Source organism: Anabaena sp. TISTR 8404 (genome assembly GCF_056847745.1).
The window spans coordinates 4428810-4444649 of sequence record NZ_CP180578.1; the positions used below are offsets into that span (position 1 = coordinate 4428810).

A 15840-nucleotide genomic window follows, 5' to 3' on the forward strand; every position below is an offset into this window, starting at 1 on the left:
CTTGAATTTAAATAAGTAGGATTGGTAAAAGTCAATTTCCCTATCTATCAGCCTTGGGAAAAGGCAGGGTGGACGTGACATACCTGAATTCTCCTGCAATGAGCATTCATACTTAAACAGTCTCTAGCCAATCATAAATTTGTTCTAACTGTTCCATCGTAATCAACCCATACTGCCAAAGAATCATCGGCAAAGGCCCAGGATCTTGTTCCCGATGACGTAAAGCTACTGCAAGAGATGCTGCCGAAATTGACAAATCTTCCTGTAAAAAATGAATCAGTCGTGAATATGTTGATGGTGACATTTGTAACTCACCTCCTTGTCTAGTGTGTATGGTCATATATGAATTCACCATTCCTCTTTTGTCCGCAGCTACTATTTCAGTTTGGACTGTGCAATTACCGGATTAAGATCCCAAAATATTGCTTGATAATCCTCAAATAAAACAATTTTTCTCAATAAATGAGAAATTTCACCCTTTAAATCAGCGGTTTGCTCAGTTTTTTAGTAGCACCTCCGGGAAGTTAAATTAGTTTCATCCTGAATTTGGCTAAGTGTTTTATTTAATTACACATTGAGTGACAAAGATTCCATAGCCTATGCTCTCTTATGAAGGACTATTTACACTTACGCCAAAAGGATGATTTTTCGCAGTGAAACCTTAAGATTGTTATTTTACCTCTTAAGTAGTTTTTTTTACTATTTTTGTCATCATATTAGATACTCTAGTGACAAAATGTTGGTTCATATCTACTTAACATTTTTTTTACACAAAAAAATATTGTTTATATGCCGCTATCCCTGATTAAACAAAGCTTTTCGTTCTGATCACCGTAAACTGCTGTTGTTTAAAAATTTAATTTTGACACTATCTCCTGGCTTGAGCTTTAATTCTTCTGCTCGCCCTCCACGCAGTTCAATTACAGTATCAACTGGCACGTTTGGGCCATAAGTCGCACAAGGCTCATTAGGACAAGGAGGTGCAGCAGTTTGGATATACTTCACTACCCCATTTTGTAAAAAGACCATATCCAGAGGTACGGGTACATTCTTCATCCAAAACCGAACAGGCTGTGCAGAAGGAAACTTGAATAACATACCGCGATTATTTGGTAATGCAGGTCTATTCATCAAGCCTTTTTCCTGCTGTTCTGGAGTCAATGCTACTTCTAACTCGATTGTTGTACCGTTAGGAACAACTGCTTTAGCCGAAATTGGTAGTGTTTGACCAGTAGCTGCGGGGATTTGAAGTTGAGAATTGGTTGTATCTACAGGAGGTTTAGCGTTTGTTTGCGTAGAACATCCCATCAGAAACAGGCTGAGCATTATTGGTAGTAAACTTAGCAAACGTATCATAAAATTTGCCTTTTTGTTATTTAAATTTCGATTTTACAGAATTTCCCTCAGAAAGCCCACTTTTTTGAGTATCTTTTTTGGTCTTATAGGCAATGATGAGTTAATCATTTCTGAGTTAAGTTAAAATAGCGCCTCCCATTAATCTGTCATAACGATATTTCAACTCTTCTTTCATCAAATACCAGCGCTCTAAGGTGACATCTATTTCTATGACTTTCTCTGCGGCTTGCCGAGCCAGCAGCAATACTTCTTCATCTTCCACTAAACTAGCTAATGTAAAATCCGGCACACCCGATTGACGAGTTCCCAGCACTTCCCCAGGGCCACGAAAACGCATATCCATTTCTGAGATGAAAAAGCCATCCTGAGATTGTTCCAATACTTTTAGCCGTTGTTGAGCGTCAGGGCTTCTGGAGCTGCTCATCAGCAAACAATAAGACTGAGCCGCACCCCGACCGACACGCCCTCGCAACTGGTGGAGTTGCGATAAGCCAAAGCGCTCTGCATTTTCAATGAGCATTACTGTAGCATTAGGAACGTCTACACCTACCTCAACCACAGTCGTAGATACTAAAATTTGCGTTTTGTTATCCCGAAAATGAGTAATTGCTTCGTCTTTCTCGGCTGAACTCATACGGCCGTGCAGCAACCCGACTTGAAATTCGGGAAATACGCTTTCTTGTAACTTTTGATGCTCTTCTACTGCCGATCGCAAGTCTAATTTCTCTGATTCTTCCACCAAAGGCAATACTACATAAGTTTGCCGACCTTGAGCAACTTCTCGGCGGATGAGGTCGTAAGCATGGCTGCGTTGCTGGCTAGTTAGGGCAGTGGTTTGAATTTTTTGTCGCCCCGGTGGTAATTCATCAATTTGGCTAACATCCAAATCCCCGTGAATTGTCAGTGCTAGTGTCCGAGGAATGGGAGTTGCTGTCATTGTTAATACATGGGGTTGTTCGCCTTTTTGCTGTAATAGCGCCCGCTGCTTCACTCCAAAGCGATGTTGTTCATCTATAACCACTAACCCCAAGCGATGAAAGTTTACCGGGTCTTGAATTAAAGCGTGAGTTCCTACTAATAAAGGTAATTGCCCTGTTTCTAGTAGCGAGTGAATTTCTCGGCGTTTGGCAGTTCTAGTGGAACCTGTGAGTAATTCCACTGGTAAATGCAACAAATTAAACCAGCTAACTAACTTGCGGTAATGCTGTTCTGCCAATACTTCTGTAGGAGCCATCAAAGCTGCTTGGTAACCAGATTGAATTGCCGCTAAAATTGCTACCACAGCCACAACAGTTTTACCAGAACCAACATCGCCTTGTACCAAACGATTCATTGGTGTAGTTTTCTGCAAGTCATTCAAAATATCGTTGAGAACTCTTTGCTGTGCGCCTGTTAGTTGAAAGGGTAAGATTTCGTAGAATTTTTCAATTAATTGGCCTTTAGGTGCAAGAACAGCACTGGTTTGAATAGCCTTGGCTTGTTGCTGACGTTGGAGTAAGCCGAGTTGCAGGTAGAAAAATTCATCAAAGACCAGACGACGACGGGCAGATTGTAAAGTATCGCTATCACTAGGAAAGTGGATATTAGCGATCGCATCTTTCAATTCCATCAAATTATACTTTTCTCGCAAACCCTTGGGCAGAGGGTCTTTGAGATGTGCCGTCGCAGGTAAAGCCGCTATCACCGCTTGGCGTACCATATTCGCCATCACACCTTCGGTAAGTGCATAAATTGGCACTACCCGCCCAATAGTCAGCGACTCAATAGTGTCTCCTGGATGTGCCAAAACTTCTAGTTCTGGGTTATCTAGTGTCAAGCCGTATTTACTTTCTTTTACCAACCCACAGGCGGCTACCACACTACCTACTGGATAGCGGCGTTTTATACTTTCTTGCCAACCACGACTGGTAAACCGCGCACCCGCAGAAAAGCGACCAACTTTAATTTGACCTGTATTATCTTTAAGTACCAGTTCTAAAATCGATAATTTGTTATTTTTTGGGCTAGTAAAGCAATTGCAACGCTTCACACTGGCCACAATAGTGACTGTCTCACCCGCTTGTAATTCACGGATACTTACCTGACGTGCATAGTCAATGTGGTCGCGGGGATAGTAAAACAGCAAATCTCGCACGGTGTACAAACACAAGGCTGCTAATTTGTCAGCTTTCCGAATGCCTATTTCTGGTAAGTCGCTGAGCTTTTGGTCAATTCTCGGCGCTAGTCTCCGACTTACTTCACTAACAACAGGAGTAGAATTTGGAACTTTAGATTTATAAATTCTCCCCTGCTTTTCTAGTTCCTCTGGGTCTTCTTGCTGTTTTTGCAGTTGGTCGAGATACCTGCGAGTTGTAGCAATTAAGTGTTGTCTTTCTTTGACTTCCAAATTGGGATAGCTGGCAAATTTTGTCGCAAGTTCTTGCCAGCGGCGACGCTCAAGTGCAGGTAAAGCCGCTGGAAATTTCCCAAAAGTCAAGCTGAGAAATTCACTAAAGCGGTATTGTTTGCCCATTAAGTCTGTAAAGCCATGTTCTGCTTCTACAGCCAAGGCTTTATGTAAGCGTATCCAATCTGGTGTGTCATTAGTCATTTGTTATTGGTCAATGGTCAATTGTCAGTAGTCAATGTCAATAGTCTTTACTTTTGACTTTTGACTAATCCTCATACCAACTTGAGCGCCAAGCAGCTTCGGCTTCAGCAATAGAACGTTCGCGTTGCTTTTTTTGATACTCTCGTCCGAGTTTTTGGAGTTGCACTAAGATATTACGAATTTGTTTGCGGCTAGAGGCTAGTGTCGCGTCGGCAAATTCGATTTCTCCTAGTCGCAGATTAATTGCCATTATCTGTGTCAAGCTAGATTCATCTTCATCTTGGTCATTGTCAATTTCAATTACCAAGTTTAAGAGATTTGGCGGCCCTGGCATGACTTCGGCTGCTGCTTCTGAGGCTGCTGCGGCTGCTTCTAAAATTGGTTCTGGGACTTTTTTGGGCAAGATATCAGCTTGTTGCAACAACACATTTACGTCATGGGAGATTTTTTTTAGTGCTTGTTGCATCAATTCTTCTAAGCTATTTTGCCATTTTGCCAATTCTACAGGGTTAGAAGAGTCAGGGGTATTAAGTTTTGAGGGCTGAACAACAAGCTCTTGTTCATCATCGCCTTCATTTTCCTCAACATCCTCATTTTCTCTGACTGTCTCACCATTGATATAGGTGAGTAATTGCTCAGATAGTTCTTTGCCTAATTTGCGGATGGCTTGTTGCAATTTTTGCCGTTGATTTAACGACAACTTTAAAAAGTTTTCGGGATAACCCTGAGTACACAGATGGTAACTTGCCAGAATCAACTGCTTCCGCACGGCTTCACCTAGGAGGGTGAGATATATAGTATAGGCGCTTTGAAGTTCTGCTGCGATCGCACGTATCGCTTCTTCCAGCATTGCCAAATCCCGATCAATTCGCTCAATTGCTCTCGCCATATCTTTTCTTAATTGATCATCTGAACCTGCTTTTGGTACAAATGTACGCAGTTATCTTCTAATAATAAAATACAGGTCAGTTTAGTGTAAGCTGACCTGTCTTAAAAAGTGTCATTTGTCCTTTGTCCATAGTCAAGAGTCAATAGTCAAAAGCAATAACCATTGACCATTGACTCTTGACTCTTGACCAAATTACTTCGCTCCCATTTGAGCAGCAACTTCCTCAGCAAAGTTAGTTTCTTGCTTCTCAATACCTTCACCTAGGATGTAGCGCACAAAGCGGCTGACTTGAACTTCTTCACCGACTTTCGCCTTAACTTGTTTCACCAAGTCTTCCACAGAAATACTTTGGTCGCGGATGTAAGGCTGATCGAGCAAAGTCATTTCTTTCAGACGTTTTTCAATCCGTCCTTGAACAATCTTTTCTCTGATGTTCTCAGGTTTGTTCGCCAAATCTTCCTTGCCCATTTCAATGTCTTTTTCTTTTTTGACAATTTCGACAGGGATTTGGTCTACACTGACATACTCAACGTTGGGGCAAGCTGCAACTTGCATTGCCGCATTCCGTGCCAAAGCTTGGAATTCATCGTTACCCGCAGCTGCCTCTGAAGCAGATTTTACTTCAACTAGTACACCAACGCGACCACCAGTGTGGATGTAGCTGTCTACTACTCCTGCTGTACCGTCTGCTACTGCAAAGTTGACAAAGCGGCGTACCTGGATATTTTCACCAAGGCCTGCAATACTTTGCTTGATGAATTCATCTACAGTGATGCTGTTATCTCCGATGTAAGGTTGAGCCAGCAAAGATTCAACACTATCAGCAGTAGCAGCTTGTTGTGCGAGGCTTTTAACTAAAGATTTAAAAGCATCATTTCGGGCAACGAAATCGGTTTGGCAGTTAACTTCTATGAGTACACCAACTTTGCCGCCTGGAACAATGTAGGTGTCTACTAGACCTTCAGCTGCGATGCGATCGCTTTTTTTACCCGCAGAAGCGATGCCCTTTTTCCGTAGCCAATCTATAGCTTGTTCAATGTCGCCATCAGTTTCTTTTAGCGCCTTTTTGCAGTCCATCATGCCTGCACCAGTTTTTTGGCGTAGCTCTTGGACGAGTTTTGCAGATATTTCCGCCATGTTGCCTCAATTCCTAACTTGACCTAGAGTTTTTATCGCTTACGGGCGTTGAGTATTTCTATCTTACTCAGAACTGAAGACAGTCTGAAGTGTGAAGTATGAAGTGTGAAGTTTTATCTTTCAGACTTCATACTTCATAACTTCATAGTTTATTCGTCTTCATCTTCATCATCGGGAATCAACGAGTCAGAGTAGTCACTTTCGTCGTACTCGTAATCTTCCTCAGCGCCTTCGTAATCTTCGTATTCTTCTTCTACATCCAGCTGACCATGACGGCCTTCGTAAATTGCATCCGCCAATTTGCCAACTATCAGCTTAATAGATCTAATAGCGTCATCATTTGCTGGGATGGGAATATCCACAACATCAGGGTCACAGTTGGTATCCAACATGGACACAATGGGAATTGACAGTTTTTGGCATTCTTGAACTGCGTTATATTCCCGGCGTTGGTCTACAATCACTACCACGTCAGGGACTTTCCGCATGGTTTTGATTCCACCGAGGTATTTTTGCAGCTTTGCCATTTCCCGACGCAGCATGGAAGCTTCTTTTTTGGGTAATAAATCTAAAGCGCCACTTTCTTCGCGGCGTTCTAAATCCTTCAGACGTTCTACCCGTGTTTTGATGGTTGACCAGTTGGTGAGCATTCCACCTAACCAGCGCTGGTTAATATAGTGAGCGCCACAACGAGATGCTTCTTGAGCAATAATTCCTGCTGCTTGACGCTTAGTACCAACAAACAAGAATTTTTTACCTTGCTCTGCTTGAGTTCTCATGTAGGTGTAAGCATCTTCCATCAACTGGGCTGTTTGCACCAAGTCGATAATATGTACACCATTGCGGGCAGTATAAATGTACGGAGACATTTTTGGGTTCCAGCGGCGGGTTTGATGCCCAAAGTGAACTCCTGACTCCATCATTTGAGCCAATGAAACGACTGGCATATATTCTTAACTCCTATTCGGGTTAAACCTCCACCCAGGCGTATTTTCACAGCAGAAAACACCCGAACTCCTGGATGTGCGGAATTTAGACAACTCTACTAGGGTAACACATTTATGCTAATTGTGAATAAAAGCAAGGATCAACCTTCCGAACGTGACAAACACGTAGATTTCTAAGTATTAAATATAATGAGTGCTTCAGTTATTTACCTGATAGCTTCACACGATTTGATGGAGGTACTTAGTTAGTCACTACTTCTTCTGGTTAGCATTACTTAACGCATAAACAGTTAGCTCTTGGAAAGAAACATTATTCTCACGTGCAATCTTATACAGCTTATCAAATGCCTCAACGACATCTTTGGGAACTTCACAGCCTCTTGCTTTTTCGATCCAATCGAACTGGGCTGTCGTTGGGGGTTCATTAAGTTTCCAATCCCACACATAGAGATGGAAAGGAGTCTTTATAGTTCCGCAGGTTATTGGAACAGTAAAGCGCTTCAGATTACCGTTTAGGCTACCAACCCGATCCTCGATAGCTTTAACTAACTGGGGTTTGGCTGGCTGTAACTTTTCCTCTTTATAAAGCCTCAACAGATTGCTATAAGCACTCTGTACATACATCGGCCAGGCATCTTCGCTATCTGGTTTCGTCGTTTTCTCTAGTTCAAGGGCTTTTAGCCCATACTGTTCAGCTTTTTTTAGATCTTTTGCTCCCAATTGTCCCTTAAGGTAAAGATCTGACAGGTGAGCTGCTGCTCTCAAAGAACCATCAACAACAGCCTGCTCATAAAGCTGGATTGCTTCTTTAGAGGTCTTGGGAGTAACTTGAACTTTACCATTTCTAATTAGGTCAGCCAGTTCTACGCCAGCAGTTTTAGAACCCAGGTTCAGAGCAATGCGGAAATACTTGGCTGCTTCTTCAGGTTGTGGTTTCCCTAATCCTGTTGCACTCTCATCAGCATATAGCTGTGCCAGCTCTACAGCCGCGTAACTATTGTCAGCGGATGTGGACTTTTTGTACCATTCAATTGCCTTTGGCAAATCGACTTTGACATAATCGCCATAACGATACATCTGAGCTAACCAATACATGGCATCGGAGGAGCCTTTTTGAGCAGCCTTCTGATAGTAAGCTAGTCTTTTTTCACTGGCTTGTGCAAACGTCTTGGTGTCTCCTGCTTTTTGAGCTTTTTTTGCCTTCTCTGCATAAAGACGGCCGAGATAGGTTTCAGCCTCTAATGCCCCAACTGATAGCGCTTGATTGAAATATTTTTCTGCCTGGGCTAGGTCTTGCCCTGGAACCCCTTCTCTCCCATAGAGATAGGTGTCACCAATTTCCAACATAGCCGATGCATTACCATTTTCGGCAGCTACCAACCACCAGTCAAATCCTTCTTTCTTGTTGACTTGTGTCTCTCCCCAACCCCAATAAAGTCGCTGTCCATAAGCAAATTGGGCGCGACTAAAGCCACGGGTTGCTGCCCGCCTTAACCAATAAGCTGTTCGTTCTGAGTCAGCAGCAACTCCCTCACCAGCGTTGTAGGCAATTCCCAGTAAGTACTGTGCTTCTGCGTCTCCACCTTCAGCAGCTTTTTGGATATCGTTGATTGATTTTTTAGCTAAGGTCTGCCTGAGCAGTTTGTAGCCATCCTTAACAATATCGTACTGACGTTTTTCAAACCCTGTTTCCAGCAATCGAGCTTGTCCAGAGGCCACTACCGGAGCAGCGACAGCTTCACGGAACTCAAAGTTAAACAGCACTCCTTCCTGATAGGGACGCTGTTTACCATCCGTGGTTTTCTTTACTTGCTCGTTTACTTGCTTGTATACACTTTCCAATGAAGAACCGGGTTGAGAGATTGCCTTAGCAAAGGCTTCGCTAAAAGGGCTGTTGGATGCACCTTTATCTCCATCAAAAGCAACTTGACCTGGTGAAGCAGCAAACAAAATAAACGTGTCGGGGCCACCAGGGTTGACATTTATCTTTGCTAGTCCAGGACTTCTAGTACCTCGATGCCCTGGATTGAAAGGATTAGTGCGACAGGCATCTAGGACGAAGATTACTTGTGAAGCTTTTGACTTACTTAGATAGTTCAGAATACCCCATTGTGCATCCATTGCTTGATCAATGATGTCGGCCTCACTTGGTGCAGAAAGAAGCTTAGATTTAGCTGGGAGCAAGTAGTTGTGTCCGTCAAACTGCACCGCATGTCCAGCAAAGAAAAATAAGGCTGTGACGTTATCACCAGAGCTATTTACCTTTCTTACAAAAGCATCTCTAGCTTCTGTCAAAGTTCCTTTTGTCGGATTGATAAGTAGTGTTACCTCAAAACCAACTGACTCTAGTTCTCGCTTGACCAGCTGTGCGTCACTCACTGGCAATGTTAGAGGGTCTTCAGGATACTCATTGATACCGACAACTAAGGCAAGGCGTTTTGATGGACTCAGCTTGACTCCTGTGACTGCTTGAGTTGTTTCTGCTGCTTTAGACTGATCGATAGCTATGGGGAATAGCAGTGTGGATACCCCTGATACAGCCAGGGAAAGTACTAATGCCAGCGGAGTCAACTTGAAGAATTTCCAGGCAGAAAACAGAAGCATAGCTTATCTTATCTCCAATAAGCAGGGGAGCCAGCTAATGATGAAGTTATGCGGTGGTAAGAAATATTGGACTCTCAGCGATCGCTCCGCCAAAATCTCTTGACACCTCTTACTTTCATAGATTTATGTGATTATACTCAACCTTGCGTTGCTTACGGAAAAATATGTCTAAATTTTTAACGTGGTCACAAACTTAGAGAAATTCAATTTTTTGGTTAGGGGCGATCGCGCATCTACGGATAACTTGGATATTATGGCTTGGAAAACCAAGGCTTTTCGGCGCTCGCTCTTTGATTCATGACGAATATAAAGCTTTATTAAATTTATTTTTCATAAGGATTACAGGCTGAAGCGATCGCACTTGATTTCAACAACAGTACCCAAATTTAGGCAGTAGTTCAACAAATTGGCGACTAGTTTAGCAAACTTGATTTTGAGGATAGCCAAATCATGGCAATTTTACCTAGCAGCTTTCAACACCTGTTCAGCCGTCAGTTTTAAATCTGGGAAACTTAGAGAGGTGATGGTCTGATTGCCCCGAAACTGCTGAATTTCATACTTTCCATTCACTAACGTACAGATAGAGAGGGTAGGTTGTTTGGGTTTCCCAATGTGTCGAGTACCACCTAACCCAGCGTAGTCTGCAATCCAATATTCGGGAATGCCTAAAACTGCGTAATCTTCTACCTTACGGGCATAATCATTTTGCCAGTTGCTACTAACAACTTCCGCTATAAATTTAATCGAACTACCCAGCGTCAGGATTGACTGGTCAGACCAAAGCGGTTCTTTGGCAAGTTCATTTCGATCAATAACTGCAACATCTGGTCGAAATGCTGTCATCCCCATGTTAAAAGGGCGTAATAGTCCCCGCTGAAGCACAAACCAAGGTAAGCCTTTTTTCTCAATCTGGACACATATCTTTGCGGTAATAAAGGCTGCAACCTCTTCATGCTGGCCTGTTGGTTCTAAGTCGAACACCTCTCCATCGATCAGTTCGTAGCGGTTATCGCCACCATAACAGGCAACAAACTCGTCAAAATTGAGTGGTTGCTGTTGTATTGGTTGGCCGATTGCAATGGTCATAGGTCAACTTAGCCTAATCAATGCCTTCAGTCTAGCAGTATGGCTGATTTCAAGTATTGCCAGCGATCGCTTTTTAGTCCTACCACTGTCTCAACCCTCAAAATCAATTAGGTGAGTTGCAATCTAAATTAGAAGATTTGAAGATCGTACTATTGTGGTTGCTCACCAGTTGTCAGATGTACAAATGTAAACATACAAATTAAATTCATTAACAGTGCAACACTTCTAAAGTCTCGCTGATTCAAGGGGTGTCCCTTCTTTTTAGAACTTTTCTGAGAAAAATGTGATAAATTACCACGGATTTGTACAATCAGTTCAATTAGTCCATCAACACTTAAAGTTTTTCTTTCTATTTCCAAAAATTTATTCAACTCTTCCAAATTTTCAGAATTGTCTTGCTCTTGGAAGAAACTTATTGCTTGTTCAAAAGCTTTTCTAATATGTTTTGATGACTTAAATAGGTTTTCTATCTCTTTATTTTTCGTTTTGCCTTGTCCATACAAATCATCTAGATAAAAGTAGAAATTAATGAAGGAACTTGTATATCTTTTGGAGATAAACTCATTGTATCCTTCTCGGTAAAAGGACATTGGCAGAACTAAATGTTGATGAAGCTGACGATTCTTTATAAGCGATTCCAACATTTCAGGAGCCATTTCTTTGTAACATATATTCTCATGAGACTCTTCCTGGAAGTGGTTTGTTATACATTCCAAGTCTTTTTTTTCTTCTAGTGTTTCAGCTATCCAACTCCTTTTAGGATTTTCCCAATATATTTTTTTGATTCCAAACCAAAAACTACCGAGAGCTTCAATATGCTGTGCAATATCGATTAGATAAAATGACAATGATGAATCTCGTAACTTTATCTGGGTAATTCAACTTTCTATATTTGAGCTAAATTCTGGCAAAAATTCTTGGTAATTTTTTACTCTTAAAGCAAGATTTAGAGTTTCTACCACATTATTTTGACTAAGTATTACGTCGATAATAAAGTGATCTACTGTTAATCTATATGGTTGATGGTAAACAGAATCAGCATCAACTTTTACAGTTATTTGATATAACATTAGCCTGAGAGTATACGTATATTCTACATATACTTTAACGCTTCAGGGGAAAACAGCTTTAAGGATGTAAAACAACTATATATAATTATACCAATGTACTTAACCGTAGTTATCAAGCTGTCCGCAGCCGCCTAAATTAGAGATAATAATTTCAAACTAAGAACTTTCACAAGCTATGACTCAAGCCATACCCAAGCTAGTAACCTTTGAGGAATTTGTGGATTGGCTGCCTGAAAACTCAGGAGTTCGCTACGAATTACATAATGGAAGTATTGTTGAAATGACACAACCTGTAGGAGATCATGAAGAAATCAAGGGTTTTTTAGCAAAAAAAGTAACAGTTGAGTTCTCTCGATTAGACATTCCTTTCTTTATACCTAACCAAGCTATGGTTAGACCTTTGGAAAAAGATTCTGGTTATTTTCCTGATGTGTTAGTGCTAAATCAGACAAATCTGGCAAATGAACCATTATGGAAACAAGCATCTACCATTAGTTTAGGTGCATCGATACCTTTGGTAATTGAGGTTGTGTCAACTAACTGGCGAGACGATTATTACATGAAATATGCTGATTATGAAGAGATGGGTATTGCCGAGTATTGGATTATAGATTATGCGGCGTTGGGTGGACGTAATTTTATTGGTAATCCTAAACAACCGACAATATCTGTTTGTAATTTAGTTGATGGAGAATATCAGATTAGCAAGTTTCGAGATAGCAGTCCTATTATCTCTCAGACTTTTCCCGAATTAAATCTCACTCCAAATCAAATTTTTCAAGCTGGTTTAGTATAACTTTTAAATTTATAATTCAATGTCAGTTCGACGGGTAGAAAAACTAAAACTTTACCTAAAAAAATGCGTAGGTTAAGTTTCACTATTTTTAACCCAACCTACACAAATTATAGTTTTGATGCTAACTACTGAACTGCAAATTAATTAACGTCTTCTGCTACCAAAACCACCGCTACGGCTAGGAGTCCGACTCCGTCCGCCACTACCAAAACTACTACCTGAATTACGTCTGGTAGTGCTAGATCTACCCGATGGTTGCAGTTCACTAGCACCAAACCCAGAACCACTAGGACGGTTAACTGTAGTTCTGCGAGGGGTAGTAGTGCGGACAGTGGAACCACTACCACTAGGATATGTTCTTCTAATATTGCCTGTGGTGCGGAAAGCTGTACGATTTCTCACTGCTGCTGGTGGTGCATTATAACGGCTGCGGTAACGGCTAACAGCTTCGTCATAGCTAGAACCATAACCACCAAAACCAGTTAGTACTCCGCCTGGTTGATAAACAGGTGGTACATAGTATTGGGGCCTAAATAACAGACTACCAATTGCCTGACCTGCTAAACTCCCAGCTAAAGAACCAGCAAAGGGTGACCAAAAGCTGTTTTCCCGCCGAACAACAACTGTTTCTTGTTGTCCTGTTTGGGGATTAGTTTGAGTTTGAGTAACGTTGTGGACGTACTCAATTTTAAAGTCTTCTGTGAGGTACAAAGCTGGCTGGCCATTTTCTACCTTCAGGTAAGATTTCTTACCCTCTTTGATTTCTTCATCAGTCAGCCGTGCCATTTGCAAATTTTCGGTTGTAAAGGTTGGGGGTTTACTATTCAGTAAAAACAGCGTATATTCCCCTGTGCCATCGTCATAAGTAGCTTGTTGTACTTGATACTGACCATCACTGAGTTTGGTGGCAGTAGAGGTTTGGCTAACATTCCGTCCTGTGGGAGTAGTTTGCTCTCCGCCCCCGCAAGCAACAGTTGTTATACACAAACTCAAGGCTAAAACAACAACTGTAAATTTACGTAATATGGTCATGATCATTGCAGTATTGTCTTATCTCCGAGCTTAACAACTTCTCAAAATGGGTGGTGTACGGACAACCCAACAATTTACAAAGGTATCAATTCTGGGTAATATTGCAACAGCTGATCGTTTGTCAGTTCGTCGCCTAACTGTGCTGGCGAAAAATGTACTTGAATGGCTCGAAGTTTGTTTTTGTAGTGCAAATTAATTAAAGCTTTTAAACCTTCTTTGAGTGCTTGAATATTTGATAGGTCTGTTTCCAACTCTGGTACTTCCCCTTCAAAAGCTACGGTAATCATTATCACAACATTACGCGTCACCGGGACGGATAAAGGTTCATCAAAGCCAGAGGGAGAGTCCCAATCAATATCAGCACCGTATCTTTCGGCTGAGTCAGTAAATAACTCGTTGACATAATCGCCTGCTTCGCCTTCATTCCAAAATACGTCGCCTTCGTTGGCAGCAGACATCCAGTATTCATCATATCGCAGCAGGGTTTCGCACAGTTCAACTAGTACTTCTCCTAAAACCTGCATATCACCATCAGCATCGATCGCTTCTCTCGCACCGCGATTTAATACGCCTAAAATTGGTGCGACATCCGACCCGCCTAGGTGGATAAACAAGCGACAAACTACATAGCGAGTCCGACCTACCATTCTGTTAAAGGTATCACGCATTTGCTACCTCCAAAAATTCGTTTCTGGCAATATCAAGATTTTCTTATTCACTGATATAGTGGAAGCTTTTGAGAAAATCTACAACTATATTTAACGAAAGTGGTGCATTTGTGGTTGTTTCGCTGGATTTATCAGCTAAGAATGCCGCATCTATTTGCGAGGTATTAATAAATTTTTTACCAAAGTTGGGATTATCGTATACTGTCAACGTCTGGGCGCTGGAATTAGTTAAGATGGTCTGCGTGGGCGCTTTAAAAAAATTTAATTTTGCTGCTAACTCTAGATTTTTTTTCATTTGCCTAATAGTCTGAGCCTGACTAATAGCTTGTTCGATCAGCGTGGTCAATTGCTTCACCCGATGGGGTATTTTTATATCTAAGTTGGATATATCTTCTTGATTGAGCAGTTCTACTACTTGATAAATGCTTTTGTGTGTACTGGTGGCATCTCTAAAAGGCAGAATGGCAATACAGGCGGTGGGTAATAAAGCTTCATCACTATCTACTCGGAATGTAAAAACAGTCCGGCGACGGCCAATTTCCATACTGGGGGGTTGCTTGATAACCCGATATTCTTGAGCGATTTGGAAATAAGCGCCAGCCAGGGCAAAGTTGGCTTCTGGTTCGAGGGCGGCATCAACTATGATGCGAATGGTGGGAGGCGTTTCGTTAAAAAAGTCGCCTGGGTCGTCGGCTTCAAATTTTTGGATGATCGAGCGATCGCCTTTTGGGCTAAGATCAACCCATTCACAAATCATGCCTTCGGTTTTTAGCCCAAACCTTGAGGCAGAATGTAGTTTTGCTCCAGTTAAGGTTGCGCCTGTTAAATCAGCACCAATCCATTCTGCTTTGATTAATGTTGCTTGAGTCAAATTTGCATGGACAAAACTGGTATTAGTTAAATTAGCATTGCTCAAGTCTGCCCCCATCAAGTTCGCACCACTCAATTTTGCATTGCTTAAATCAGCCCAACTGAGATTTGCGCCACTCAAATCAGCCCAACGAAGATTTGCCCCGCTTAAATCTGCACCACTGAGATTAGCGTGGGTCAGGTTTGCTTGTTTAAATTCAGCATCTCGTAAATTGGCACCACTAAAGTCAGTACGATGCAAGTCTGCGGCGTTTAAGTTTGCCATTTCCAAGTTTGCACCAGCCAAGGAACTACCTTTTAAACTGGCTTCGCTTAAATTAGCGCGACGAAGATTTGCTTTTCGGAGTGTAGCTTCACGCAAATCAGCATTGTTGAGGTTAGCTTCAAACAAGTCAGCACGACTTAGTTCCGCCCGAATTAACTCAGCACGTACCAAGGAAGCACTTCGCAGTTGGGCGCGGCTAAGGTCTGCACGAATCAAGTTTGCTACATTCAAGCTGGCATGATTCATAATTGTACCGACAAAATTCACGCCACTGAGTCGAGCCACATTCAATTTGGCATAACTTAAGTCAGCCTCGCTGAGATTTGCCCCACTAAGATTTACCACGCTCAAATTAGCTTCTCTGAGATTGATACCATTGAGTTTGGCACCACTCAGGTTTGCTTCACAAAGTTCGATACCACTAAAATTTGTAACCCCTGCTGCGTATTGTTCGAGCAATTCCTCTACAGTCATTGATGCTACCCATAAATATTAAGTCAAAAGTTAAAAGTCAAAAGAATTAAATTTAT

Annotated in this window: 13 protein-coding genes; 1 reads left to right on the forward strand and 12 read right to left on the reverse strand. The window is 41.8% G+C overall.

Annotation, left to right across the window (positions count from 1 at the left end; all coding sequences use genetic code 11):
• Positions 1-112: 112 nt before the first annotated feature.
• From ACMX3D_RS19195 to ACMX3D_RS19235, 9 genes are all read right to left on the reverse strand, one after another.
• Entirely contained in the window at positions 113-340 is a 228-nt protein-coding gene (locus tag ACMX3D_RS19195) for a DUF2949 domain-containing protein (protein WP_482747463.1), read from the reverse strand.
• A 488-nt stretch (positions 341-828) separates the two neighbouring features.
• Entirely contained in the window at positions 829-1356 is a 528-nt protein-coding gene (locus tag ACMX3D_RS19200; protein ID WP_482747464.1) for a DUF192 domain-containing protein, read from the reverse strand.
• Between the two features lie 115 nt (positions 1357-1471).
• Positions 1472-3946, reverse strand: coding sequence for an ATP-dependent DNA helicase RecG (gene recG / locus ACMX3D_RS19205; RefSeq protein ID WP_482747465.1), 2475 nt, complete (start codon positions 3944-3946; stop codon positions 1472-1474).
• A gap of 64 nt (positions 3947-4010) precedes the next feature.
• On the reverse strand, positions 4011-4835 hold the full coding sequence (locus ACMX3D_RS19210) for a hypothetical protein (protein WP_482747466.1): 825 nt from the start codon (positions 4833-4835) through the stop codon (positions 4011-4013).
• Between the two features lie 192 nt (positions 4836-5027).
• A complete protein-coding gene (gene tsf / locus ACMX3D_RS19215) occupies positions 5028-5972 on the reverse strand; it encodes a translation elongation factor Ts (RefSeq protein ID WP_482747467.1) in 945 nt (314 codons plus the stop codon).
• A 149-nt stretch (positions 5973-6121) separates the two neighbouring features.
• Positions 6122-6919: a 30S ribosomal protein S2 gene (rpsB, locus tag ACMX3D_RS19220; protein WP_482747468.1), complete on the reverse strand. Its 798-nt coding sequence runs from the start codon at positions 6917-6919 to the stop codon at positions 6122-6124.
• 252 nt (positions 6920-7171) lie between these two features.
• Entirely contained in the window at positions 7172-9490 is a 2319-nt protein-coding gene (locus tag ACMX3D_RS19225; RefSeq protein ID WP_482747469.1) for a DUF2610 domain-containing protein, read from the reverse strand.
• A gap of 492 nt (positions 9491-9982) precedes the next feature.
• On the reverse strand, positions 9983-10609 hold the full coding sequence (locus tag ACMX3D_RS19230) for a Uma2 family endonuclease (protein ID WP_482747470.1): 627 nt from the start codon (positions 10607-10609) through the stop codon (positions 9983-9985).
• 149 nt (positions 10610-10758) lie between these two features.
• On the reverse strand, positions 10759-11457 hold the full coding sequence (locus ACMX3D_RS19235; protein WP_482747471.1) for a hypothetical protein: 699 nt from the start codon (positions 11455-11457) through the stop codon (positions 10759-10761).
• A gap of 397 nt (positions 11458-11854) precedes the next feature.
• Here ACMX3D_RS19235 and ACMX3D_RS19240 point away from each other — a divergent pair, with 397 nt between their 5' ends.
• Positions 11855-12475 carry a Uma2 family endonuclease gene (locus tag ACMX3D_RS19240; RefSeq protein ID WP_482747472.1) on the forward strand — a complete coding sequence of 207 codons (621 nt, stop codon included), beginning with the start codon at positions 11855-11857 and terminating at the stop codon, positions 12473-12475.
• Between the two features lie 144 nt (positions 12476-12619).
• On the opposite strand, the gene ACMX3D_RS19245 is transcribed toward ACMX3D_RS19240, so the two are convergent.
• From ACMX3D_RS19245 to ACMX3D_RS19255, 3 genes are all read right to left on the reverse strand, one after another.
• Positions 12620-13513 carry a hypothetical protein gene (locus tag ACMX3D_RS19245; protein ID WP_482747473.1) on the reverse strand — a complete coding sequence of 298 codons (894 nt, stop codon included), beginning with the start codon at positions 13511-13513 and terminating at the stop codon, positions 12620-12622.
• 68 nt (positions 13514-13581) lie between these two features.
• Positions 13582-14175: a DUF1517 domain-containing protein gene (locus ACMX3D_RS19250; protein WP_482747474.1), complete on the reverse strand. Its 594-nt coding sequence runs from the start codon at positions 14173-14175 to the stop codon at positions 13582-13584.
• A gap of 43 nt (positions 14176-14218) precedes the next feature.
• A complete protein-coding gene (locus ACMX3D_RS19255) occupies positions 14219-15784 on the reverse strand; it encodes a pentapeptide repeat-containing protein (protein WP_482747475.1) in 1566 nt (521 codons plus the stop codon).
• Positions 15785-15840: the final 56 nt, after the last annotated feature.